The 25,590-nt window shown below is 68.2% G+C and carries 17 protein-coding genes and 1 tRNA gene; 9 read left to right on the forward strand and 9 right to left on the reverse strand.

The genetic code is table 11. The features are described from left to right. The first annotated feature begins 111 nt into the window (after positions 1–111). The 5 genes from ACT53U_RS04735 to ACT53U_RS04755 all read left to right on the forward strand — a co-directional run bounded on the left by ACT53U_RS04735 (position 112) and on the right by ACT53U_RS04755 (position 7,380). A complete protein-coding gene (locus tag ACT53U_RS04735) occupies positions 112–531 on the forward strand; it encodes a group III truncated hemoglobin (RefSeq protein ID WP_476153190.1) in 420 nt (139 codons plus the stop codon). 231 nt (positions 532–762) lie between these two features. Beyond that, positions 763–1,287, forward strand: coding sequence for a PAS domain-containing protein (locus ACT53U_RS04740; protein WP_476153192.1), 525 nt, complete (start codon positions 763–765; stop codon positions 1,285–1,287). Further along, positions 1,262–2,899, forward strand: a complete 1,638-nt coding sequence (locus tag ACT53U_RS04745) for a methyl-accepting chemotaxis protein (RefSeq protein WP_476153194.1) — start codon at positions 1,262–1,264, stop codon at positions 2,897–2,899. Before ACT53U_RS04740 ends, ACT53U_RS04745 begins: the two co-directional genes overlap by 26 nt. Before the next feature lie 112 nt (positions 2,900–3,011). Next, positions 3,012–4,190 (forward strand): efflux RND transporter periplasmic adaptor subunit, encoded by a 1,179-nt coding sequence (locus ACT53U_RS04750; protein ID WP_476153196.1) that lies wholly within the window; start codon positions 3,012–3,014, stop codon positions 4,188–4,190. A gap of 16 nt (positions 4,191–4,206) precedes the next feature. Next, positions 4,207–7,380, forward strand: coding sequence for an efflux RND transporter permease subunit (locus ACT53U_RS04755; protein ID WP_476153198.1), 3,174 nt, complete (start codon positions 4,207–4,209; stop codon positions 7,378–7,380). Positions 7,381–7,473: 93 nt separating this feature from the next. Here ACT53U_RS04755 and ACT53U_RS04760 read toward each other — a convergent pair whose 3' ends face one another. Both ACT53U_RS04760 and ACT53U_RS04765 read right to left on the reverse strand, forming a co-directional pair. Then, on the reverse strand, positions 7,474–8,067 hold the full coding sequence (locus tag ACT53U_RS04760) for a malonic semialdehyde reductase (RefSeq protein ID WP_476153200.1): 594 nt from the start codon (positions 8,065–8,067) through the stop codon (positions 7,474–7,476). 112 nt (positions 8,068–8,179) lie between these two features. Next, positions 8,180–11,530, reverse strand: coding sequence for an EAL domain-containing protein (locus tag ACT53U_RS04765; RefSeq protein WP_476153202.1), 3,351 nt, complete (start codon positions 11,528–11,530; stop codon positions 8,180–8,182). 376 nt (positions 11,531–11,906) lie between these two features. Between ACT53U_RS04765 and ACT53U_RS04770 the strand changes: the two genes are divergently transcribed. The 4 genes from ACT53U_RS04770 to eutC all read left to right on the forward strand — a co-directional run bounded on the left by ACT53U_RS04770 (position 11,907) and on the right by eutC (position 16,692). Continuing rightward, positions 11,907–13,274 carry a protoglobin domain-containing protein gene (locus ACT53U_RS04770; RefSeq protein ID WP_476153204.1) on the forward strand — a complete coding sequence of 456 codons (1,368 nt, stop codon included), beginning with the start codon at positions 11,907–11,909 and terminating at the stop codon, positions 13,272–13,274. Positions 13,275–13,401: 127 nt separating this feature from the next. Then, positions 13,402–14,463 carry an alkene reductase gene (locus ACT53U_RS04775; RefSeq protein ID WP_476153206.1) on the forward strand — a complete coding sequence of 354 codons (1,062 nt, stop codon included), beginning with the start codon at positions 13,402–13,404 and terminating at the stop codon, positions 14,461–14,463. Between the two features lie 73 nt (positions 14,464–14,536). Next, the gene (locus ACT53U_RS04780) at positions 14,537–15,943 is read left to right on the forward strand and encodes an ethanolamine ammonia-lyase subunit EutB (protein ID WP_476153208.1); all 1,407 of its coding nucleotides are present in this window, start codon (positions 14,537–14,539) and stop codon (positions 15,941–15,943) included. Next, positions 15,940–16,692 (forward strand): ethanolamine ammonia-lyase subunit EutC, encoded by a 753-nt coding sequence (gene eutC, locus ACT53U_RS04785; RefSeq protein WP_476153210.1) that lies wholly within the window; start codon positions 15,940–15,942, stop codon positions 16,690–16,692. The genes ACT53U_RS04780 and eutC overlap by 4 nt, the downstream gene beginning before the upstream one ends. Positions 16,693–16,748: 56 nt before the next feature. On the opposite strand, the gene ACT53U_RS04790 is transcribed toward eutC, so the two are convergent. From ACT53U_RS04790 to tig, 7 genes are all read right to left on the reverse strand, one after another. Further along, the gene (locus ACT53U_RS04790; protein ID WP_476153212.1) at positions 16,749–17,393 is read right to left on the reverse strand and encodes a methyltransferase family protein; all 645 of its coding nucleotides are present in this window, start codon (positions 17,391–17,393) and stop codon (positions 16,749–16,751) included. Positions 17,394–17,572: 179 nt separating this feature from the next. Beyond that, positions 17,573–17,647: transfer RNA gene (locus ACT53U_RS04795), tRNA-Val, on the reverse strand. A 233-nt stretch (positions 17,648–17,880) separates the two neighbouring features. Next, positions 17,881–18,156 carry an HU family DNA-binding protein gene (locus tag ACT53U_RS04800; protein WP_476138063.1) on the reverse strand — a complete coding sequence of 92 codons (276 nt, stop codon included), beginning with the start codon at positions 18,154–18,156 and terminating at the stop codon, positions 17,881–17,883. Between the two features lie 333 nt (positions 18,157–18,489). After that, on the reverse strand, positions 18,490–20,928 hold the full coding sequence (gene lon, locus ACT53U_RS04805; protein WP_476153214.1) for an endopeptidase La: 2,439 nt from the start codon (positions 20,926–20,928) through the stop codon (positions 18,490–18,492). Positions 20,929–21,413: 485 nt separating this feature from the next. Beyond that, the gene (gene clpX / locus ACT53U_RS04810) at positions 21,414–22,676 is read right to left on the reverse strand and encodes an ATP-dependent Clp protease ATP-binding subunit ClpX (protein ID WP_476138065.1); all 1,263 of its coding nucleotides are present in this window, start codon (positions 22,674–22,676) and stop codon (positions 21,414–21,416) included. Between the two features lie 427 nt (positions 22,677–23,103). After that, positions 23,104–23,736 (reverse strand): ATP-dependent Clp endopeptidase proteolytic subunit ClpP, encoded by a 633-nt coding sequence (gene clpP / locus ACT53U_RS04815; protein ID WP_476138066.1) that lies wholly within the window; start codon positions 23,734–23,736, stop codon positions 23,104–23,106. A 348-nt stretch (positions 23,737–24,084) separates the two neighbouring features. Continuing rightward, positions 24,085–25,434 (reverse strand): trigger factor, encoded by a 1,350-nt coding sequence (gene tig, locus ACT53U_RS04820; RefSeq protein ID WP_476153217.1) that lies wholly within the window; start codon positions 25,432–25,434, stop codon positions 24,085–24,087. Positions 25,435–25,590: the final 156 nt, after the last annotated feature.

Raw genomic sequence — 25,590 nt, forward strand, 5'->3', positions numbered from 1 at the left:
CGTCGACATTCGCCGAAAGTCGCAGACGATCGCGCCGCACATCCGGCATTTCACGAATTGCCAAGTCGGCGGTAACCGCGGCGTCTAACGGCCTCGAAAGGGACCGCCACGATGACCGCCTCCTCTGCCGCTGCTCCGGCGCACGACGACGACGCCGAAGCCGCCATCGAGCGCATGGTGCGCCGCTTCTACGACGGTTGGGCCGGCGATCCGCTGCTCGATCCGCTGCTGCGCGCCCTGCCCCATCTCGAGGAACACCTGCAGATCATCATCGACTTCTGGTCGCGCCAGCTGCTCGGCACCGAACGCTATCAGGGCCGCCCCTTCCCGCCGCACTGGAAGCTCGACATCGAACCCGATCACTTCGACCGCTGGATGGAACTCTTCGCCGGGGCGGTGAAGGCCGAGCTGCCCGCCGATCTCGCCGCGACGGCGATCGAGAAGGCCGGCCACATGAGCGTCGCCTTCCAGGCCGGCCTCTTCCCGATCAAGGGACCCGACGGACGCCCGATGAAGCTCTCGCGCGCCTGACGCCACCGCTTCGCTCACTCGGATACCGCAGAATGCGTCGTGGGCTCGTGCGTTCACCGCGTCGAGCGTGATCGTATACATACGCATCACAGAAACATTGCCAAAATTTTTCTTTGAACACTCCGTCTCTTCGCGGGGCGTCGGCGCGCTCTTCTTCCAAGATGACACTTTCTTAACCCTCTCGGGTCCAACGTCGGCGGATCGAAACATCGTCCGGGGATCGACGTTTCCATGGCGCCACGGGTCACACCCAAGGATCGAGAGGTTACTTTCGATCCAGACGAAATCATCGTCTCCAAGACCGACCTGAAAGGTCGGATCACCTACGCCAACACCACCTTCGCCAAGGTGGCGGGCTATTCGCGCGCCGAGTTGATGGGCGCGCCGCATTCGATCATCCGCCATCCCGACATGCCGCGCTGCGTGTTCAAACTACTCTGGGATCGCCTGGCGGAGGAGAAAGAAGTCTTCGCCTATGTGAAGAACATGGCGCGCGGGGGCGAATACTATTGGGTCTTCGCCCACGTGACGCCGTCCTACGACAACGCAGGCCACGTGACCGGCTATCACTCCAACCGTCGGGTTCCCGACCGTCGCGTCGTCGACGGGGTGATCACGCCGCTCTATCGCACGCTGCTCGCCACCGAGGCGTCGCATGCCAACGCCAAGGACGGACTGCGCGCATCCTTCGCGCAGCTCCTGGACATCGTGAAGTCGAAGGCCAGCAGCTATGACGAACTCGTCTTTTCGCTCTGAGGCGCTCGTTCCCGGCATCGCCGGCCTCGTCGCGATCGCCGGAGCCGGTGGCGCGGTCGCTCTCGACGCCCCCTGGGTGGCGCTCGGCCTCCTCGGCGCGGCGGGGGCCGCGACCGCATGGTCGCTGTGGGTCGCGGCGCGCGTCGCCGCCGGCGTCGGCCGAGCGGTCGACGTCTGCGCGGCGCTGGCGCGCGGCGACTTCGAAGTCCGCGACCTCGCCTTCGACCGGCCCGGCATGGCCGGCGCGCTGACCGACGCGATCAACGACATGGCCGACCACGTCGATGCCTTCGTGCGCGAATCCAGCGCCTCGATGGACGCGGTGCGGCACAATCGATACTGGCGCCGCATCCTGCCGGACGGCATGCACGGCGCCTATCGCCGCGCCTCCGAGACGATCAACGAGGCGACCGACGTCATCCAGGAGCGCGTCCAGTCGTTCAACGTCTCGACCGAGGACTTCGCCGAGACGATCAACTCGATCGTCGAGAGCCTCACGGTCTCGGCCGGCGGCATGGGGACGACGGCGGAACGGATGAGCGACGGCGCCGACGCCACCGATCGCCGCGCCGGCTCGGCCGTCGAGACCTCGCAGGAGGCCTCCGCCGACGTCCGCCGCGCCGCGGAAGCGGCCGAACGCCTGTCGCAGTCGGCCCGCGGCATCGGCGCCGAGATCGACCGCTCGGCGACCATCGCCCGCAACGCCGTCGCCCGCGCCGAGGAGACCGGCCGCATCGTCTCCGGCCTGTCGACGGCGGCGGAGAAGATCGGCGCGGTGATCGGTCTGATCGATCAGGTCGCCGGCCAGACCAACCTCCTCGCCCTCAACGCCACCATCGAAGCGGCGCGCGCCGGCGAGGCGGGCCGCGGCTTCGCGGTCGTCGCTTCCGAGGTCAAGAACCTCGCCGACCAGACCGCCAAGGCGACCGCCGAGATCGCCGCCCACATCACCGAGGTGCAGTCGGCGACCCGCGCGGCGGTCGAGAGCATCTCCGGCATCGGCGGCACGATCGCCGAGATCGACGCCTCGACCGGCGCCATGCGCGGCTCGATCGAGACCCAGATCGAGGCGACCGGCGAGATCGCCCACAACGTCGCCAACGCCTTCGAAGGGTCGCGGGCGGTGAGCGAGAACGTCGCCGGCATTTCCGAGATCGCCCGCGAGACGGCGACGCTCGCCGCCGACCTCGGCACCACGTCGCGGCGGATCTCGTCTGAGGGCGCACGCCTCGCCGAGACCGTCCGCGAGTTCCTGACCCGCCTGCGTCGCGGCCCGCTCGATCGTCGTCTGACGGCAGAAGAGCGGATGCCCGCCGGCCATGCCGTCGGCGTCCTCCACGACGGCACGCAGAGCAAGGCGGTCTGCGTCGACGTCTCCCATTCCGGTGCCAAGCTGGCGTTGGAGCTCGAAGGCGACTTCGCGGGCTTCCTGGTCGGCGACCGGGTCAGCCTGTCGGCCCTGCCCGGCCTCGACTGCCCTGCGGTCGTGCGCTGGGTCAACGGTCACGAGATGGGCGTGGAATACGTCGCCGCCGAGTTCTCGCCCGAGGCGGCCCGGCGTCTCCGGGCTCTGGTCGACGAGGCGAAGGCCCGCGCACCGGCCGCCGCCTGAAGGATCTTGCAGTCCTGACGAAATCTTCAGGTGACGCGCGGTCCGTAATCATGCTGATATCGCACGAGGCTGGAGCGACTCTCCGGCCTCGTTCCGTTTCGTCGAGGTTTCCATGCGGGTCTCCGCCGTCCGTCTCATCGCTGCCACCACCACCGTCGCCGCCGTCGCGCTGTTCGCTGCGCTCCCTCGGGAAGCCGTCGGACAGAGCGCACCCGCCGGCGGACCGCCGGCGGGTCCCGCCGTCACCGTCGCCAAGCCGGTGGTGCGCGACGTGCAGGAAACCCAGGTGTTCACCGGGCGCTTCGATGCGATCCAGTCGGTGACCATCAAGGCGCGCGTCGCCGGCTATCTGCAGCGGGTGGCCTTCACCGACGGTGCCCAGGTCAAGAAGGGCGACCTGCTCTTCGTCATCGATCCGCGCCCCTACCGGGCGGCGGTCGATCAGGCGAAGTCGGCGGTCGCCGTCGACGAGACGGCGCTGCAGTTCGCCAATGCCGACTTCGAGCGCGCCCAGGCGCTGCAGAAGTCGGGCAACATCACCGAGCAGGTCTTCGATCAGCGCCGGCAGACGCTGCTGGCGGCCCAGGCGCGCGCCGCCGGCAACAAGGCGGCGCTCGCCGCCGCCGAACTCAATCTCGAGTTCACCGAGATCCGCGCGCCCTTCGACGGCCGCCTGTCGCGGACGCTGGTGTCGGAAGGCACGCTGATCGGCGCCGCCGACACGTCGCTGACGACGATCGTCGGGTCCGACCCGATCGACTTCTACTTCGATCTCGACGAAGGCACCTTCCTCGGCCTCGAGCGCGCGCACCTGGCCTCGGGCAAGGGCTCGATCGTCGGCTCGACGGCCTTCGTCGGCACCTCCGACGAGGCCGAGCCGAAGCGCGAGGCGAAGATCGACTTCGTCGACAACCGGGTCGATCAGTCCTCGGGCACCATGCGTCTGCGCGCCAAGGTGAACAATGCCGATCGCTTCCTCACCCCCGGTCTCTTCGGCCGCGTCCGCCTGTTCGTCGGCGGGCCGAAGAAGGGCGTGCTGATCCCCGACGAGGCGATCGCCTCCGACCAGACCCGCCGCATCGTCTATCAGATCGGCGAGGACGGTTCGGTCAAGCCGACGCCGGTGGTGCCCGGGCCGAAGATCGACGGCTATCGCCTGATCCGCTCGGGGCTCGAGGGCACCGAGACCATCGCGATCAACGGCATCGTGCGCATCCGTCCCGGCGTGAAGGTGACGCCGCAGCCGACCCAGTTGCCGCCCGTCGCCGCCGCGCCGGCGGGGCAGCGCTGAAGCGAGGCGAGATCCCATGCGTTTCGCCCATTTCTTCGTTCGCCGGCCGATCTTCGCCTCGGTCCTGTCGATCCTGATGGTGATCGTCGGCCTGGTGGCGTTCAACGCGCTGCCGGTGTCGCAGTATCCCGAGATCGCGCCGCCGACCATCGTCGTGCGCGCCAACTATCCCGGCGCCGACGCCGAGACGGTGGCCGCCACCGTCGCGACGCCGCTCGAGGAGCAGATCAACGGCGTCGAGGACATGCTCTACATGTCCTCCTATTCGTCGGCCGACGGCTCCGTCGCGCTGACCATCACCTTCAAGCTCGGCACCGACCTCAACAAGGCGCAGGTTCTGGTGCAGAACCGCGTCGCCGTCGCCCTGCCCCGCCTGCCGACCGCCGTGCAGCAGACCGGCGTCACCACCAACAAGTCGTCGCCAGACATCATGATGGTGCTGACGATGTACTCGCCCGACGGCTCGCTCGACCCGCTCTACGTGTCGAACTACGCCCGCGCCAACGTCCGCGATCCCTTGCTGCGCCTCGACGGCGTCGGCGAGGTGACGATCTTCGGCGAGCGGCTCTACAGCCTGCGCATCTGGCTCGATCCCTCGAAGCTCGCCGGCCTCGGCATGGTCGCCGACGACGTGATCAAGGCGGTGCAGGCGCAGAACGTCCAGGTTTCGTCCGGCACGCTCGGCGCCCAGCCGGCGCCCAAGGACAACGCCTTCGAGTTCGTGGTGCGTACGCAGGGCCGTTTCGCCGAGCCGAAGCAATTCGAGGACGTCATCGTCCGTTCGACCGCCGACGGCCGCGTGGTGCGGCTGAGGGACGTCGCCCGCGTCGAGATCGGCGCCCAGAGCTACACCAACACCTCCGCCTTCTCGGGCAAGCCCGCGGTCAATCTCGGTGTGTTCCAGCGGCCCGGCACCAATGCACTGGCCGCCGCCAAGCAGATCCGCGACCAGATGACGGAGCTCGCCCAGTCGTTCCCGCCGGGGCTGACCTACACGATCGGCTTCAACCCGACCGACTACATCCAGGCCTCGGTCGACGCGGTCTACGAATCGCTGTTCGAAGCGATCGTGCTGGTCGTCATCGTCGTCATCGTGTTCCTGCAGTCCTGGCGCACCGCGCTGATCCCGCTCGCGGCGATCCCGGTGTCGCTGATCGGCACCTTCGCGGCACTGGCGGCGCTCGGCTACTCGCTCAACACGCTGACGCTGTTCGGCCTCGTGCTGGCGATCGGCATCGTCGTCGACGACGCGATCGTCGTGGTCGAGAACGTCGAGCGCAACATCCGCGACGGCATGCGGCCGCGCGACGCCGCCCACACCACGATGGACGAAGTCGGCACCGCCGTCATCGCCATCGCGCTGGTGCTGGCGGCGGTGTTCGTGCCCACCGCCTTCGTGTCGGGCATCACCGGGCAGTTCTATCGCCAGTTCGCCGTCACCATCGCGGTGTCGACGATGATCTCGGCGGTGAACTCGCTGACGCTGTCGCCGGCACTCGCCGCGCTGCTGCTCAAGCCGCATGCGCCGGGCGAGCCGGAAGGCTTCCTGACGCATCTGTGGCACGGCTTCACCAACCGCTTCAACGCCGCCTTCGACGCGCTGTCGAACGCCTATGCGATCGGCGTCGGCTTCGTCGTCCGCCACCGGGTGACGGCGCTGGCGGTCTATGTCGGCCTCATCGCCGGCACGCTGTGGCTCGCCAAGGTCCTGCCGACCGGCTTCATCCCGAACCAGGACCAGGGCTATGCGCTGGTCATCGTCCAGCTGCCCGACGGCGCCTCGCTGACCCGCACCCAGGCGGCGGTCGACGAGGCCGGCAAGCGGGTGCGCGACATCCCGGGCATCCAGGCGACCGTCGAGATCGCCGGCATCAACGCCGCGACCTTCACACCGTCGTCCAACGGCGCGGTGCTGTTCACGCCCTTCATTCCCTTCGACGAACGCCTGAAGAAGGGGCTGACGGCCGACAAGATCGTCGGCGACATCCTGAAGGCGCTGGCACCGATGCAGGAGGCCTTCACCATCGCGGTGCCGCCGCCGCCGGTGCGCGGCCTCGGCAACCAGGGCGGCTTCAAGCTGCAGATCCAGGAGCGCGACAGCGCCGACATGCGACGCATCCTCGGCCTGACCTATCAGATGATGGGGGCTGCGGCGAAGGACCCGCAGCTGTCGCGCGTCTTCACCACCTTCACCGCCTCGACGCCGCAGGTCTGGCTCGACGTCGACCGCACCAAGGCGCAGATGCTGAACGTGCCGATGGGCGCCGTGTTCGACGCCCTTCAGCAGAACTTCGGCTCGGCCTACGTCAACGACTTCAACGCCTTCGGCCGCGTCTACCAGGTCCGTGCCCAGGCCGACGCCGAGTTCCGCATGACCGCCGACGATCTCGCCCAGATCAAGGTCCGGTCGTCGAACGGCGCGCTGGTGCCGCTCGGCACCATCGTCTCGGTGCGCGAGGTGGCGGGTCCGTCGCTGATCCAGCGCTACAACATGTACACCTCGATCCCGCTGCAGGGTCAGGCCGGGCCGGGCGTGTCGTCGGGCGTGGCGCTCGACCGGATGGAGGCGCTGGCGCGCTCGATCCTGCCGTCGGGCACCGGCTTCCAGTGGACAGAACTCGCCTTCCAGGAAAAGGTCGCGGCCGGCTCGACGATCGGCATCTTCGCGCTGTCGGTGCTCTTCGTCTTCCTGGTGCTCGCCGCCCAGTACGAGAGCTGGACGCTGCCGATGTCGATCATCCTGATCGTGCCGCTCGGCGTCGGTGCCGCTCTGCTCGGCGTCTGGGGCCGAGGCATGGACAACAACATCCTGACCCAGATCGGTCTCATCGTGCTGATCGGCCTCGCCGCCAAGAACGCGATCCTGATCGTCGAGTTCGCGGCCCAGCACGAGATCCAGAAACGCGACGGGCCGATCGCCGCGGCGATCGAGGCCTGCCGCCTGCGTCTGCGTCCGATCCTGATGACGGCCTTCGCCTTCATCCTCGGCGTCGTGCCGCTCGCCTTCGCCACCGGCCCCGGCGCCGAGATGCGGCGCGCACTCGGCACGGCGGTGATGTGGGGCATGATCGGCGTCACCATCGTCGGCCTGTTCCTGACGCCGGTGTTCTACGTCGCGATCCGCAAGACCTCGGGCTGGTTCCGCACCCGGATGAAGCGCCGCGCCGTCGCCGACGCCCGCGGGAACTGAGGCCCACGCCGACGTCGAGACGACGTCCCGAAACGACGAAGGGGAGGCCTCGCGGCCTCCCCTCTTCTTTTTCCGGCGTCCGTCTCGCGGTCGTCAGGCGACGGCGGCGACGTCTTCGAAGGCGAGGCGCGGCAGGCGCGGGAAGAGCTTCGTCGCGTCGCCGTAGCCGATGTTGACCAGCATGAAGGACTTGGCCGAGCCGTCGGCGAAGAAGGCGGCGTCGCAGGCGGCGGCGTCGTAGCCGGTCATCGGGCCGGCATCGAGGCCGAGCGAGCGCAGGGCGAGGATGAAGTAACCGGCCTGCAGCGCCGCGTTCATGCGGGCGGTCGGCTCGGCGTGCGGCTGGCCGGCGAACCAGGCACGGGCGTCGGCATGGGGGAAGAGCTTCGGCAGCTGGTCGAAGAACTTCGGATCATAGGCGACGATCGCGGTCACCGGCGCGGCCATGGTCTTGTCGACGTTGCCGGGGGCGAGCGTCGGGCGCAGCTTCTCCTTGGCCTCGGCCGAGCGGACGAAGACGAGGCGCAGCGGCACGCTGTTGGCGGCGGTCGGGCCCCATTCGGTCAGTTCGACCGCCTGGCGCAGCGTGGCGTCGTCGACGGGGCGGTCCTGCCAGGCACCGTGGGTGCGGGCTTCGCGGAAGAGAAGATCGAGGGAAGCCGCGTCGAGCACGGGACGAACGGTCATCGGACACTCCTGGGAGAACATGCGACAGGGAGGCTGTCGCTTCCCTTCTCACATGCGCCCGACGGCGCCGCACGACTAGACCGCGGACGTCGAACGATGCGTCCAATTTCCCTCAACCGACGTCGCGGGCGGCGACGGGCGCCTTGCCGCCGAGCCGCTCGAGCAGTTCGGCGAGCGGTACCGGACGAGCGACGTGGTAGCCCTGCACCATGTCGACGCCGATGGCGCGCAGCTGTTCCAACGTCTCCTCGTCCTCGACGAACTCGGCGATGGTGGTGGCGCCGATCTTGTGGCCGATGTCGTTGATGCTCTCGACGATGGCGCGATCGACCTGGTTGGTGGTCAGCTTGCGCACGAAGGAGCCGTCGATCTTCAGATAGTCGGCCGGGAACTGCTCGAGATAGGCGAAGGACGAGAGGCCGGCGCCGAAGTCGTCGAGCATGATGGCGTAGCCGGCGGCGCGCAGCTCTTCGACCAGCTTGCCGGCGTGGGTGATGTTGTTGATCAGCGAGGTCTCGGTGATCTCGAACCGCAGCCGGTGCGGCGGCAGGCGCGAATCCTCGAGCTCGGCGGCGAGGAAGGCGAGCAGGCCCGGATCGTCGAGGCTGTTGGCCGACAGGTTGATCGACACCGACAGGCGCGGCACCGCCAGGATCGCCTCGTCGAGGTGATGCAGCACCGAATGGATCATCCAGCGATCGATCGCCGCCATCAGGCCGTAGCGTTCGGCGGCCGGGATGAAGGCGCCCGGCGGCAGGATCGTCCCCGCGTCGTCGCGCATGCGCACCAGCAGTTCGGCGTGCGACTGGAGATGACCGGCGGGACGCAGGTCGAGGATTTCCTGGGCGTAGATCTCGAAACGGTCGGTGTCGAGCGCGGCACGGATGCCGGCGGCGGTGTGCAGCTCGTGGTGATGGCGGCGGGCGTCGCCCTCGGAGAGATGATAGAGCGACACGCGGTTGCGGCCGGCGGCCTTGGCGGCATAGCAGGCGACGTCGGCGCGGCTCATGACGTCGGCGGCGAGCGGGATCTCGGCGTCGACGCGGGCGATGCCGACCGAGGCGCCGACCTCGTAGACCCGGCCATCCCAGGAGAAACGGACCCGGCCGATGCGTTCGATCAGCCGTTCGGCGATCAGACGGGCATCCTCCATGTCGCAGTCGACCAACAGGAGGCCGAATTCGTCGCCACCGAGGCGGGCGACGATGTCGTGGCGGCGCATCTCGCCGCGGATCAGACGGCCGATCTCGCGCAACAACGCGTCGCCGGCGGCGTGGCCGGCGGTGTCGTTGATGATCTTGAAGCGGTCGAGATCGACGAAACAGAGCGAATGGCGCGAGCCGTCGAGATGGGCGGCGGCGCAATAGTCGGAGAGCGTCTGCTCGAAGGCGGAGCGATTGCGCAGGCCGGTCAGCGCATCGTGGGTGGCGAGCTGGGCGAGTTCCTTCTGCAGGGTGCGCGCGCGGGTGACGTCCTGGAAGACCAGCACGGCGCCGAGCAGCTCACCGTTCTTCTTCAGGACCGGCGATGCCGTCGCCTCGATGTCGAGGCGGGTGCCGTCACGGGCGACGAGGACGAGCCCGTCGTCCTCGGTGACGCGCTCGCGCTTGTCGAGCGCGCGGGTGACGGCGCAGACCACGTCCCTGTTCGCCTCGCCGTCGCGCGCGGCGCGGAAGACGGCGGAACAGATGCGCCCGAGGGCATGGGCCTCGCTCCAGCCGGTCAGGCCTTCGGCGATCGGGTTCATCAGCGAGATGCGACCGGTCTCGTCGGTGCAGATCACGCCGTCGCCGATCGAATGGAGGGTGATGCGCAGCCGTTCCTTCTCGGTCTGCAGTGCCTCGGTCAGGCTGCGGTTCTCGGTGATGTCGGTGTGGGTGCCGATCATGCGCAGCGGCTGGCCGTTCTCGTCGCGGGCGATGACGCGGCCGCGGTCGAGGATCCAGACCCAACGGCCATCCTTGTGGCGCATGCGGAATTCGCACTCGAACTGCGTCGTCTCGCCCTCGAGGTGGCGCTTCTCCTCGCGCAGCAGCATCGGCAGGTCGTGCGGGTGGACGAGCGAGAGCCAGGCGTCGGCCTCGCCCGAGATCTCGCCCGGCTCGTAACCGATCATGCGCGCCCACATCGGCGAATAGAACGTGTCGCGGCGGCGATAGTCGTAGTCCCACACGCCCTGGCGCGCGCTCTCCAGCGCGAAGTTCCAACGGCTCTCCGACAGTTCCAGCGCCTGTTCGACGCGGCGGCGGGCCTCGATGTCGTTGAGCTGGGCGATCAGATAGGCCGGTTTGCGCTCCGCCCCCTCGCGCACCATCGCCACGGCGACCACACCCCAGAGCGTCGAACCGTCCCGGCGCCGATACTGGCGTTCGGCAGTGAAGACGTCGTATTCGCCGGCGAGCAGCCCCGCCAGCCGACGATCGAAGTCTTCCGGATCGTCGGCCGCGATGTCGCCGGGGCGCTTGCCGACGAGGTCTCCCGGTTCGCAGGCGAACATGTCGCAGAGTGCGCGGTTGACCGAGAAACAGACGCCGTCGAGGCGCAGCAGCGCCATGCCGAACGGCGAGTGCTCCATGGCGTCGCGGAAGCGGGTCTCGTTGCGGCGGGAGCGCGAGCGCTCCTTGTCGATCTCCTCGCGCAGCAGGGCGAAGGCGATCGGCAGGCCGGCGACGAGGGCGGTGGCGCAGAGCTGGACCACCGAGGCGGAGACCTCGACGTCGCCCAGGGCGACGAAACCCCAGTGGTGCGACCACGCGATGCCGATCGCCACGACGAGCGAGCCGGCCGCGGTCGCCGCGACCGAACCGCGAATGCCGACGATGGCGAGCGGCAGCACGCACATCGGCATCAGGGTCGGCAGGAAGGCCCGGCAGAAGCCGATGATGGCGAGAGACGCGGCGACGCCGAGCAGCGTCTCGGCGATACGGCGGACGGAGAAATCGGACGCGGTGCAGTGCTCGACGACGGCGACGGCCATCAGCGCCATCAGCGAACCGGCGGACTCGGAGCCCCAGCGATCGAGCACGACGACGAGAAGGCCCTCCTCGACGTCACCGACCACCATGCCGGCGGCGAGCGCCCCCAGACCGGGTACGAGGAAGCCGAAGGCGGCGACGCGGCGCAGCCAGTCGGTCGCCCAACGCCCCGACCGCACCGAACGCGGCCCGACCAGCGCGACGAGGCCGCCGAGCAGCTCGACGACGGCGATCAACGACAGCGGCAGGACATGGTCGAAGGGCTCGCCCGCGTAGGAGAGCGCGAAGAAGGTGGAGGCGAAGACACCGACCGCCGCCGCGGCGAGACCGGCGCCGCCGAGGCCGGTGGCCATCAGCGTGGCGAAGCCGAGAGCGAACCAGGGAATGTCGCGGGAGGCGCGAAGGTCGTCCCAATGCAGGGTGGCGAGCATCAGCACGAGGTGCCCGACGATCAGGGCGACGACCGCCCACGATCCGAACCGGCCCATCGCCGCCGAACGTACAGGAAACCCAACCACCAAGACGGCCTCCGCAGGCGCAAACCCCGCTTGCCGACTCTCGACGATCATCCCTAACAATCGGTGAAGGCGAGAAAGGGTTACCTAGACCAAAGTTCAACAGTGTTTACGTTACGAAATCTTCCGAAATTTCACACCTCGAACGCATCCGAATGCGCCGAAAACGCGTACTCGTGGCGATATTAACCGTGCATTAACGCAGACATACCCAATATCACCACGTCGCTCGTTGCCATTTGACGCAGGTGAGCGCGATGAATGATATAGAAAAAAATCGAAAGCGCGTAATTCGGACGTTTTGACCGAACGACACGAAGCATCGAACAAAGGCGCGGAGATTGCAAGGATGGCCCCGACGAGCAATGCTGGCGATATCCAGCGGCGATTGACCTTCGCGCGGATCGACAAGACAGCCGTCGCCGATCTCCAGACGGCCTGGAGCGCGATCGAACCGGAACTGGGGCCGATCCTGAAGCGATTCTACGAGCATGTGTCGGGCGAGCCCGAGCTGGCGCGACTCGTCGGCGCGCGCAGCACCAACCTCGCAGAAGCTCAGAAGCGGCATTGGGGACGCGTCTTTTCGGGCCGGTTCGACGACGACTATGCCCGCTCGGTGACCGAGATCGGCCGGGCGCACCATCGCATCGGCCTCGAGCCGCGCTGGTACATCGGCGCCTATCAGTTCGTCCTCAACGAGATCGTGATGCTGCTCGCGCGCAAGGTGCGATTCCGGACCAACGAGCTCGCGCGCACCATCACCGCCGTCAACAAGGCGGTGATGCTCGACATGGATTTCGCGATCTCGGTCTATCAGGACGTGCTCCTGGAGGAACGCAGCCGGCAGGCGGCCCATGTCGCGGCCGAGGTCGAGGCCTTCCGCGGCACGTCGACCGCCATGCTCGAGCAGGTCGGCAACAAATCGCGTTGCCTGCTCGCGACCGCCGACGAACTCACCTCGATCGCCGGCGGGGCCCGGGAACAGGCGACCAACGCGGCGGCCGCGGCCGAAGAGACCTCCGCCACCGTCGCCTCGGTCGCCGGTGCGGCCGAAGAACTCAATGCCTCGATCAACGAGATCGGCCGCCAGATCTCGGCGGCGACCGGCATCGTCGAACGGGCCAACGCGATGACCGGCCGCATGGCCGATTCGATCGACGTGCTGGCGCGCTCCGGCGAGAAGATCGGCGCCGTCGTCGGCCTGATCCAGGCGATCGCGGCGCAGACCAACCTGCTCGCCCTCAACGCCACCATCGAGGCGGCGCGCGCCGGCGAGGCGGGCAAGGGCTTCGCGGTCGTCGCCTCGGAGGTGAAGAACCTCGCCGGGCAGACGGCCAAGGCCACCGACGAGATCTCGCTGCAGGTCGGCGACATCCAGAACGGCACCGGCGCCGCGGTGGCGGCGATCGAGGAGATCGCCTCGATCATGCGTGACATCGGCGGCGTCACCGGCTCGATCGCCTCGGCGGTCGTCCAGCAGTCGGCGGTGACGCGCGACATCGCCCAGTCGGTCACCCAGGCGGCGGAGGGCACCGCCGTGCTCGCTTCGACCGTCTCGGCGGTCGAGGGCGTCATCACCGAGACCAGCCGCAACGCCGGCACGGTCAACGAGACGGCCAACGCCTTCGGCGATCAGGCCAACGCGCTGGCGGTGGCGGTGCGCGAGTTCCTCGAGCGGCTGCATCAGCCGACGGAGGCGACGGCGCGGCGCGCCTGAGGCAGATCAGGGTCGCAGGGAACACGGGTCGCGCGCCACTGGCGCGCGGCCCTTTCTGTTCCCATATTGGCGTGAGACGGCGCCTCCCGCGCCGGCTCCCTTCCCTTTCGTTCCTTCCCGAGGCCGCATGTCCCAACTCTTCACGCCGCTCTCGATCGGCGACATGATCCTGCCCAACCGCGTCGTCATGGCGCCGCTCACCCGTTGCCGCGCCGCCGAAGGCCGCGTGCCGACGCCGCTGATGGCCGAATACTACGCCCAGCGCGCCGGCGCCGGCCTGATCCTCACGGAGGCGACCTCGGTGTCGCCGCAGGGCGTCGGCTATCCCGACACGCCCGGCCTGTGGTCGAAGGAGCAGGTCGACGGCTGGAAGGTCGTCACCGGCGCCGTCCACGCCAAGGGCGGGCGCATCTTCGCCCAGCTCTGGCACGTCGGCCGCATCTCCGATCCGGTCCATCTGCACGGCGACCTGCCGGTGGCGCCCTCGGCGGTCCGCCCGGCCGGCCATCCGAGCCTGCTGCGCCCGATGCGCGAATATGTGACGCCGCGGGCGCTCGAGACGATCGAGATCCCGGCGATCATCGCCGCCTATGCCAGGGGGGCGCGCAACGCCATGGCCGCCGGTTTCGACGGCGTCGAGATCCATGCCGCCAACGGCTATCTGATCGAGCAGTTCCTGGCGACCAAGACCAACCATCGCACCGACGCCTACGGCGGCAACCTCGACAACCGCATGCGCTTCCTGCTCGAGGTGGTCGACGCAGTCGTCGCCGAGGTCGGCCCGCGCAAGGTCGGCGTGCATCTGTCGCCGCGCTGCGACAGCAACGATTCCGGCAACGACGATTCCGACGTGCTCTATCCGGCGATCGCCCGGGCGCTCGGCGAACGCAGTATCGCCTTCCTGTTCACCCGTGAGCACGAAGGTCCGGATTCGCTGACCGCCATCATGCGGCGTGAGTTCGGCGGTCCGGTCATCGCCAACGAGGGCTTCACCGCGGAGACCGCCGAGGCGGCCGTCGCGCAGGGCCGCGCCGATGCGGTCGCCTGGGGCAAGTCCTACATCTCCAACCCGGATCTGGCCGAGCGGCTGAAGGCCGGTCGCCCCTTCGCCCCCTTCGATGCGACGACCTTCTACGGCATCGGCGGGATCGGCGCCAAGGGCTACACCGACTACCCGCGCGACGCGTGACGACTGCCCACACGATGGGCTCCCCAAGGGTCCGCCCGCCGGTCTATGCTCTCGCCCGACAAGGAGCGACGGTATGGCGGCGGGCGGACCTTTTCGGACGATCCACGGCGGTGAGACCCACGTCTTCGCCGATCTGAAGACGCTGCTCGCCTGCGCCTCGCCGCGCCGTTCCGGCGACGAACTGGCGGGGATCGCCGCGTCGAGCGACGCGCGGCGGGTGGCGGCACGGATGGCGCTGGCCGATCTGCCGCTCTCGACCTTCCTCACCGAGCCGCTCGTGCCCTACGACACCGACGAGGTGACGCGGCTGATCCACGACGGCCACGACGCGGCCGCCTTCGCGCCCGTCGCCTCGCTCACCGTCGGCGAGTTCCGCGAATGGCTGATGGCCGACGCGGTCGGTTCACGCGAGCTCGACGCCCTCGCCCCCGGCCTGACGCCGGAGATGGTCGCCGCGGTCTCCAAGCTCTGCCGCAACGGCGATCTCGTCGCCATCGCCGCCAAGGCCCGTGTCGTCACCGCCTTCCGCTCGACGATCGGCCTCGCGGGCCGGCTCGCGGCGCGGCTCCAGCCCAACCATCCGACCGACGATCCGGCGGCGATCATGGCGGCGACGCTCGACGGCTTGGCCTTCGGCATGGGCGACGCGGTGATCGGCATCAATCCCGCGACCGACAACGTCGAGGCGACGATCCGCCTGCTCGACATGCTCGACGAGTTGCGACAGCGGCTCGACATGCCGACGCAGAGCTGCGTGCTCGCCCATGTCACCACCTCGATCGCGGCGATCGAGAAGGGCGCACCGGTCGACCTCGTCTTCCAGTCGATCGCCGGCACGGAAGCCGCCAACCGCGGCTTCGGCGTGTCGCTGGCGCTGCTGAAGGAGGCGCGAGAGGCGGCGCTGTCGCTGAAGCGCGGCACGGTCGGGTCGAACGTCATGTATTTCGAGACCGGCCAGGGCGCGGCGCTGTCGGCCGACGCCCATCACGGGCTCGACCAGCAGACGGTGGAGGCCCGCGCCTACGCCGTGGCGCGGGCCTTCTCGCCGCTGCTGGTCAACACCGTCGTCGGCTTCATCGGGCCGGAGTATCTCTACGACGCGAAAGAGATCACCCGTGCCGGCCTCGAAGACCACTTCTGCGGCAAGCTGCTCGGCGTGCCGATGGGCGTCGACGTCTGCTACACCAACCACGCCGAGGCCGATCAGGACGACATGGACGTGCTCGCCCTGCTGCTCGCCCAAGCCGGCGTCAACTTCCTGATCGCGGTTCCGGGCGCCGACGACATCATGCTCAACTACCAGAGCCTCGCCCATCACGACGTGCTGCGGCTGCGCCACCTCCTGCGTCTCCGGCCCGCCCCCGAATTCGAGGCCTGGCTCGGCCGCATGGGGCTCCTCGATGCGCAGGGACGGCTGCCACCGATCCAGCCCGGCTCGACGGCGGCGCGGCGACTGCTCGCGGCGGGAGGCACGCGATGACCGGTGACGGCTGGGATGCCCTCAGGGCGGCGACGCGGGCGCGGGTGGCGCTGGGGCGGGCGGGCGACGGACTGCCGACACGCGAGCTCCTCGCCTTCCAGATGGCCCATGCAACGGCGCGCGACGCCGTGCACGGGCGGGTCGACTTCGACACCCTCGCCGCAGCCCTCCCCGGCCGCGACGTCCTGCGGGTGGCGAGCGCGGCGCCCGACCGGGCGACCTATCTGCGCCGCCCCGATCTCGGCCGCAGGCTGGCCGACGGGATGGCCGAACGCCTGCCGGCCGGGCCCTTCGACATCGTCTTCGTGATCGCCGACGGATTGTCGGCGGCGGCCGTCGAGGCCCATGCCGTTCCGACCGTCACCGCGGCGATCGCCCGGCTCGGCGATCTCGCGATCGGGCCGATCGTTCTCGCCTCGCAGGCCCGCGTGGCGCTGGGCGACGCCATCGGTGCGGCCATGGGTGCGCGGCTCGTCGCCGTGGTGATCGGCGAGCGGCCGGGGCTCTCGGCCGCCGACAGTCTCGGCATCTACCTGACGCACGACCCGCGGCCGGGCCGCGTCGACAGCGAGCGCAACTGCATCTCCAACATCCACGGCCACGGGCTCTCGCCCGAGGGTGCCGCCGCCAAGCTCGCCTGGCTGGCGCGCGAAGCGCTGCGGTTCGGCCTCACCGGCATCGACCTCAAGGAGGCGGCACCCGACGCCCTCCCCCCGCCCGGCGACATCCCGGCGATCTCCGCCCCCTAGACGCGGAAAAGGCGGCCGAGGCCGCCCTTCGTCGATCGTCGGATGCGGGGGCCGCCTCAGAAGAGGCCGGGCACGAAGCGGTGGGGCACGCGCTCCATGTAGTCGGCATAGCCGGGCATGACGGCGGCGAGGATCTTCTCCTCGCGCATCGCCCGCACGATCTGCATCTGGTAGAGCAGCACGATCACGCAGACGTTCATCGTCGTGAAGTTCGCCGCCAGGAAGGCGACGTGGGTGATCAGGTAGCCGGCGTAGATCGGATGGCGCACCCAGCGGTAGGGACCGGAGGTCCGCAGCGTGCGCGCCGCCGCCAGAATGCCGAAGGACCGGCCGAGCGACACCTTCGCCCAGATCACCCAGGCGATGCCGACCAGAGTGACCACTGCCGTCACCACGCCCGGCAGGACGGTGGCGCCGTTGGTCGCCTGGACGAAGAGCGGCACCATGAACGAGGCCGCGATCGCGACGGTGCCGTGGAACGGGCTGGCGTCGCGATGGCTGGCCTTGTGGGCGAGGATCATGATCACCAGCGTGACCACTTCCGACATCATGAACAGGGCGAGTGTCACGTCGGTCGGGTCGGCCAACCAATGGCCGCCGATCCGGAAGACGAACCACACCACGGTGGCGACGCCTGCCAATCGGAACACCGTTTCCGTCACGTCGACGCGCCCCATCGCATCGGCTGTCTGTATGGTCATGGTTCCCTCCACTCGGCCGCCAGCATCGCCGCGCGGTGTTGAGCTTCGGTAAACGGCGAAGACAAATCGCCGGCAGACACCAGTCTCAACGTGGTGTCCGGGCAATACAACCGATGATGATCATGGTTACCCCGCGCGATGATACGCGCGTGAGCGTCTCGACGATCTCGCCAGGATCATGGTGGGCGGTGAGGGGATCGAACCCCCGACCAACGGCGTGTAAAACCGTCGCTCTACCGCTGAGCTAACCGCCCCCGTGCCCGGATGTCGCGCCGGGCTCGCCGTTCCGGTCGCGCGGCACGTCGGGGTCGACGCGGGCGATCGGAGGTCGCGGCCGGATCGAGGACGGGTGCCGCTCCGCCTTCGCGGCCACGGCCGGTATCCTTCGAAACCGCCGCGTTCCTCGACCGGCCACGACATGCGGGCCGGTCGAAAAACGAACCGGCCCCGCCACACGTGGGCGAGGCCGGAATTCGGTCAAGCCGGATCAGGCGTTGACGGCATCCTTGAGCGCCTTGCCGGCGCGGAACTTCGGAGCCTTCTGCTCCGGGATCTTGATCGTCTCGCCGGTGCGCGGGTTGCGGCCCTCGGAGGCGGCGCGGGTGGCCACCACGAAGTTGCCGAAACCGGCGATCTTCACGTCGTCGCCCTTCGACAGCGCGCCCGTGATCGCGTCGAAGACGGCCTCGACGGCCTCGCCGGCGGCAACCTTGGTCTGGCCGGTCTTGCTGGCGACTTCGGCGATCAGGTCGTTCTTGTTCATCGTCTCAGGTCCTTCGTTCATCTTTAGCTGGACGGCGGTAGCCGTCGGTCGCCGATCGTTCGGTCGTCTCTCCGTTCGACCTGTGGTCGAAACGGGTGACCGACGGTGACGCCGACTCCACGCTACGCTCCCTGTGGAACGACGCGGGTCGGTCCATGGCCAAGAACCCCGAAAAGGTGGCTGTCCGCAAGGGTTTTTTCGCGCTCCGAGGCGAATTTTCGACCGAAATCGGCTTTCGCCCCGCCTCCCCTGCCCCGCTCCCCGGATCGCAATACGAAAAACCCCGCGGGAGGGGCTCCCGCGGGGTCGATTTCGGCCGTGATTCGACCGATCTCAGTGCGCCGTGATTCCGGCCGCATCGTCGTCGGCGGAGGACTTCGGCGGCGTCGCCGGCTCCTCCCACTCGATGCGTTCCGGCATCCGCGTCAGGGCGTTGGTCAGCACCTCGTCCATGCGGGAGACCGGCACGATCTCGAGACCCGACTTCACGTTGTCCGGGATGTCGGCGAGATCCTTGGCGTTCTCCTGCGGGATCAGCACCTTCTTGATGCCGCCGCGCAGTGCGGCGAGCAGCTTCTCCTTGAGGCCGCCGATCGGCAGGACGCGGCCACGCAGCGTCACCTCGCCGGTCATCGCCACATCGTGGCGGACCGGGATGCCGGTCAGCACCGAGACGATGCAGGTGGCCATCGCGGTGCCGGCCGAGGGGCCGTCCTTCGGGGTCGCGCCTTCCGGCACGTGGACGTGGACGTCGCGCTTCTCGAACAGCGGCGGCTCGATGCCGAAGTCCAGCGCCCGCGAGCGGACGTAGGACGCCGCCGCCGAGATGGACTCCTTCATCACGTCGCGCAGGTTGCCGGTCACCGTCATGCGGCCCTTGCCGGGCATGGTGACGGCTTCGATCGTGAGCAGCTCGCCGCCGACCTCGGTCCAGGCGAGACCGGTGACGACGCCGACCTGATCCTCCTGCTCGGCCTCGCCGTGGCGGAACCGCGGCACGCCGAGATAGGCTTCGAGCTTGTCGTGGTCGACGACGATGCTCTCCGCCTTTTTCAGCACGAGGTCCTTGGTCGCCTTGCGGGCGAGCGTCGCCATCTCGCGCTCGAGATTGCGCACGCCGGCTTCCCGCGTGTAGGTGCGGATCGCCTCGCGCAGCGCCTCGTCGGTGATGGAGAACTCGTCCGCCTTCAGGCCGTGATCCTTCATGGTCTTGGGGATCAGGTGCTTGCGGGCGATCTCGACCTTCTCGTCCTCGGTGTAGCCGGCGATGCGGATGATCTCCATGCGGTCCATCAGCGGCGCCGGGATGTTCAGCGTGTTCGCCGTGGTCACGAACATCACGTCCGAGAGGTCGTATTCGATCTCCAGGTAGTGGTCCATGAAGGTGGAGTTCTGCTCCGGATCGAGCACCTCGAGCAGGGCCGACGACGGATCGCCGCGGAAGTCCTGGCCGAGCTTGTCGATCTCGTCGAGGAGGAACAGCGGGTTCGACTTCTTGGCCTTGCGCATCGACTGGATGACCTTGCCGGGCATCGAGCCGATGTAGGTGCGGCGGTGACCGCGGATCTCGGCCTCGTCACGCACGCCGCCGAGCGACACGCGCACGAACTCGCGCCCCGTCGCCTTGGCGATCGAGCGGCCGAGCGAGGTCTTGCCGACGCCCGGAGGGCCGACGAGGCAGAGGATCGGCCCCTTCAGCTTGTTGGCACGGGCCTGCACCGCGAGATATTCGACGATGCGTTCCTTGACCTTGTCGAGGCCGTAGTGGTCGTCGTCGAGGATGCCTTGGGCGAAGTTCAGGTCCTGCTTCAGCTTGGACTTCTTCGCCCACGGGATGCCGAGCAGCCAGTCGAGGTAGTTGCGCACCACCGTGGCTTCCGCCGACATCGGCGACATCTGGCGCAGCTTCTTCAGCTCGCCGGCCGCCTTCTCGCGGGCTTCCTTGTTGAGACGGGTCTTGGCGATGCGCTCCTCGAGCTCGGCGAGCTCGTCGCGGCCGTCCTCGCCGTCGCCCAGCTCCTTCTGGATCGCCTTGATCTGCTCGTTGAGATAGTACTCGCGCTGGGTCTTCTCCATCTGCCGCTTGACGCGGGAGCGGATGCGCTTTTCGACCTGCAGCACCGAGATCTCGCTCTCCATGAAGCCGAGCACCTTCTCCAGGCGCTCCGACACGGAGAGGATGCCGAGCAGCTCCTGCTTCTCGGGGATCTTGACCGCGAGATGCGAGGCGATGGTGTCGGCGAGCTTGGAGTGGTCCGTGATCTGCGTCACGGTCCCCAGAACCTCCGGCGACACCTTCTTGTTGAGCTTCACGTAGTTCTCGAACTCGGCGACGACCGAGCGGCCGAGCGCTTCCAGCTCGACCTTGTCGGCGGCGACTTCCTGGACCACGGCGACGCGGGCCTCGAAGATGTCGGCGCGCTCGCCGAACTCGACGATCTCGGCGCGCGCGGCACCCTCGACCAGCACCTTCACGGTGCCGTCGGGCAGCTTGAGCAGCTGCAGCACCGAGGCGAGCGTGCCGATGCGGTAGATGTCGTCGGGCGCCGGATCGTCGTCGGCGGCGTTCTTCTGGGTCGCCAGCAGGATCTGCTTGTCGGCCTTCATGACCTGTTCGAGGGCACGGATCGACTTCTCGCGACCGACGAAGAGCGGCACGATCATGTGGGGGAAGACCACGATGTCGCGGAGCGGCAGCACCGCATGGACGTCGGGGCCCGAAAGGGGCTCACCGGTCGGGGGCACGCCGGAAGATTGGGTTTCGTCGGTCATGTCGTCGTCCTTTCTCGCCTCGGCATCGCCTGACCGGTCGCGTCTCCCGCGCCCCGGATCGACACCGGATCGGCACCCGCCGTTCGCCGACCACCGGGCCTCGCTCCCCATGCAGGTTCCGCGCCGCCCCGATGGCCCGACCGGACGAACGAACGATCCCCGCTCATGCGCGAAACCGCTCGGACTCCTTCGACCGCACCGTTCCCCCATTAGGTGGCTACCCTGGGGGCGCAAGTCAAGGCGAGCGGACGCTGCGATGCGAAAGGTCCGACACGAAGGCGATAAGCATTTCGATTCAATCGGATGGAACGTGGAAAGGGGTTCGTTTCCGATATCCCGCGGCGGGCGCCGGTGTGGCGGAACCCGTCGAAAGGACGATGCGGCGGCGCGAGTCGTCGCAGCCGACCGGCGCTGCACCTGCGACGAAAACGCCCGGCGACCTGTGGGTCGCCGGGCGTGTCGGTTTCATGACAGAGCGTCGTGGCTCAGGCCGACGAGGCCTCGTCCGCCTCTTCCTCGTAGGTGTAGAGGGGCCGCGCGTTGCCGGTGACGACCTCCGGAGAGATCACGATCTCCTTGACGCCCTTGAGGCCCGGCAGCTCGAACATGGTCTCGAGCAGGATGCCTTCGAGGATCGACCGCAGGCCGCGGGCGCCGGTCTTGCGCTCGATCGCCTTGCGGGCGATGGCCTTCAGCGCGTCCTCGTGGAAGACGAGCTCGACGCCCTCCATCTCGAACAGGCGCTGATACTGGCGGGCGAGCGCGTTCTTCGGCGCGGTCAGGATCTCGACCAGCGCGTCGACGTCGAGGTCGCCCAGCGTCGCGATGATCGGCAGACGGCCGATGAATTCCGGGATGAGGCCGAACTTGACCAGATCCTCCGGCTCGACTTCGGCGAAGAGCTCGCCGGTGCGGCGGTCTTCCGGCGCCTGGACGCGGGCCTTGAAGCCGATCGAGGTGCCGCGGCCGCGGTCGGAGATGATCCGCTCGAGGCCGGCGAAGGCGCCGCCGACGATGAAGAGGATGTTGGTCGTGTCGACCTGCAGGAACTCCTGCTGGGGATGCTTGCGACCGCCCTGGGGCGGGACCGAAGCGACCGTGCCTTCCATGATCTTGAGGAGCGCCTGCTGCACGCCCTCGCCCGACACGTCGCGGGTGATCGACGGGTTGTCGGACTTGCGGGAGATCTTGTCGACCTCGTCGATGTAGACGATGCCGCGCTGGGCGCGCTCGACGTTGTAGTCGGCGGCCTGCAGGAGCTTCAGGATGATGTTCTCGACGTCCTCGCCGACGTAACCGGCTTCGGTCAGCGTCGTCGCGTCCGACATGGTGAAGGGCACGTCGAGGATGCGGGCGAGCGTCTGGGCGAGCAGCGTCTTGCCCGAACCGGTCGGACCGATCAGCAGGACGTTCGACTTCGCCAGCTCGACGTCGTTGTTCTTCGAAGCGTGGTTGAGGCGCTTGTAGTGGTTGTGGACCGCGACCGAAAGGACCTTCTTCGCATGGTCCTGGCCGATGACGTAGTCGTCGAGCACCTTGCGGATCTCGCGCGGCGTCGGGATGCCGTCGCGCGACTTCACCAGCGAGGACTTGTTCTCCTCACGGATGATGTCCATGCACAGCTCGACGCATTCGTCGCAGATGAAGACCGTCGGGCCCGCGATCAGCTTGCGGACTTCGTGTTGCGACTTGCCGCAGAACGAACAGTAGAGAGTGTTCTTGGTGTCGCTTCCGGTGACCTTGCTCATCGCCAACCCCTATCGCGGCTTCCGTCGACCGTGGATCGTCGCCTCTCCACGCCGTCCGCCCGCGCCCTGTCGGGGCGCCCGCGAACGGGATCTGCCGCATACCCGTCGTCCATCCTAGCGACGCGAAGATCAAAGCCGTCTTAACGGCAGAGCCCTTGCTTGCCAGGGACCGGGAACCGATCGAAGCACCCCATATGGGATCGATTCGACCGAATTGCGACCTCGTCGACCCGAAGGTCCCGCGCCTTTCCTCTTTCGAGCGTCCCGTCGGACCACCGACAATTCCGACAGGACAAGCCGCACCGACCGGGTCGATGCGATCTTCGTGCCACTGGACTCGGGATCTGCCGGGATCCCGGACCGACACGCCGGCGGGATCGCCGATCCCTGCCGTCGGATCCGGGCGCCAGGGCGCCCGGAGGAAAAATCAGCTCGCCGCGGCCTCGAGGGCGGCGCGCGAGACGATCACGTCGTCGACCAGGCCGAAGGTCTTGGCGCCCTCGGCGGTCATGAAGTTGTCGCGCTCGAGCGCGGCGTGGATCGCGTCGAGCGTCTGGCCGGTGTGCTTGACGTAGATCTCGTTCAGCCGCTGCTTCAGCGACAGGATCTCCTGGGCACGGATCTCGATGTCGGTCGCCTGACCGCGGAAACCGGCCGACGGCTGATGCACCATGACGCGCGAGTTGGGCAGGCAGAAGCGCGAGCCCTTCTCGCCGGCGGCGAGCAGCAGCGAGCCCATCGAGGCGGCCTGACCGATGCAGAGCGTCGACACCGCCGGCTTGATGAACTGCATCGTGTCGTAGATCGCCAGACCCGCCGTGACGGAACCGCCCGGCGAGTTGATGTACATGGCGATCTCCTTGTTCGGGTTCTCCGACTCCAGGAACAGCAGCTGGGCGCAGACCAGCGTCGCCATGTAGTCCTCGACGGGACCGGTGATGAAGATGATCCGCTCCTTCAGCAGGCGCGAATAGATGTCGTAGGCACGCTCGCCGCGGTTGGTGGTCTCAACCACCATCGGCACCAGCATGCTCATGTAGGCGTCGATCGGATCCTTCATCCCAGCACCAGGCCTTTCGAACCTTCTCGCGGGCGCCACGACCGCCGGGAGGCGGGCGACGCCGACAGTGAAACAAGGGTCGCGGAACGTGGGAGCGCGCGACGCCGGGGGCGGATGCCCCCCTTTTCTCGATACATATAGCCTCGGACCCCGGCGGGGAAGAGGCGGCGGCGATCGCTCGCCGCAGTCGCGAAAACATCGTCAACGCCGGCCCAAGCCCCTGACGTCGCGCCGGTTTCGGCCCTCGTCGGCGGCTGGGAGAGCCGGGAAAAACGAAAGACCCGCCCGAAAGGGGCGGGTCTTCGTGTCGTTCGTGTGGCACTGCGGCGCCACGAATCGGCTTTCGCCTCAGGCCTCCTCGGCCTCGGCGAAGAGATCCTCGGGGGTGACTTCCTTGTCGGTCACCTTGACGCCGGCGAGGATGAGGTCGACGACCTTCTCCTCGAAGATCGGGGCGCGCAGCGAGGCGAGAGCCATGGCGTTCGAGCGGTAGAAGTCGAACACCTGCTTCTCCTGACCCGGGAACTGGCGGACGCGCTCGATCAGGGCGCGCTGCACTTCCTCGTCGGTCACCTGGACGGCGTTCTTCTCGCCGACCTCGGAGAGGACCAGGCCGAGACGGACGCGACGGGTCGCGATCTTGCGATAGTCGGCCTTGGCGTCGTCCTCGGTGGTGCCTTCGTCGGCGAAGGACTTGCCCGACTGCTGGAGCTCGGCCTGGGCCTGGTTCCAGATGTTGTCGAACTCGCCGTCGACCAGCTTCTCCGGCAGGACGAAGTCGTACTGCTCGTCGAGCTTGTCGAGGAGGGCGCGCTTGACCTTGGCTCGGGTGGCACCTTCGTACTGGGCGCCGATCTGCTCGCGGATGATCTCCTTGAGCTTGTCGAGGCTCTCGATGCCGAGCTTCTTGGCCCACTCGTCGTCGACCACGAGTTCGCCCGGCGAGGAGATCTCCTGCACCTTGGTGGCGAACTCGGCGTCCTTGCCGGCGAGGTGAGCCGCACCGTAGTCGGCCGGGAAGGTCACCTTGACCACGACGTCGGCGCCGAGCTTGGCACCGACCAGCTGGTCCTCGAAGCCCGGGATGAACTGGTTGGAGCCGAGCACGAGGTCGACGCCCTCGGCCGTGCCGCCCTCGAAGGCGACGCCGTCGACGGTGCCGACGAAGTCGATCTTGACCTTGTCGCCCTTGGCCGCCTTGGCGGTCTTGGCCTTCTTCTCGACGAAGGGACGGTTGCCCTCGGCGATCTCTTCGACGCGCTTCTGGACGTCCTCGTCCTTGACGGTCACGACCGGACGCTCGACCTCGATCGACGACCAGTCCTTGATCTCGAAGGTCGGCAGCAGCTCGTAGGCGGCGGTGAAGACCAGATCGGCCTCGCCCGAGACGACCGCCTCGGCGGCGACGCCTTCGGCCAGCGCCACGTCGGGGTTCAGCGCCGGACGATCGCCGCGGCCTTCGACGACCTCACGGATCGAATCGCCGATCACTTCGTCGACGATCCGGGCCATCTCCTGGGCGCCGACCAGGCGCTTGAGGTGGGCGGTCGGCACCTTGCCGGGACGGAAGCCGTTGATGCGGACGGTGTTCTTCATCTCGGCGAGGCGCTTGTCGAGACGGCCGACGAGGTCGGCGGCCGGAACCGTGATCTTGAGTTCGCGCTTCAGGCCCTCGGAAAGGGTTTCGGTCACCTGCATGGGGGTCGACGTCCTGGTTGTTGTTCCGTGGATGGGGCAAGACCGGAGCGCATGCGCGCGTGAACGCGCGGCCCCGGGTCAGAACCCGCCGTGGTGGCGCTTCTTAAGCGCGGGACGGGCGAAGGACAAGAGAAAAAGCGGGGTCGACGACGGATT

Source organism: Pinisolibacter sp. DMC19 (assembly GCF_056313985.1).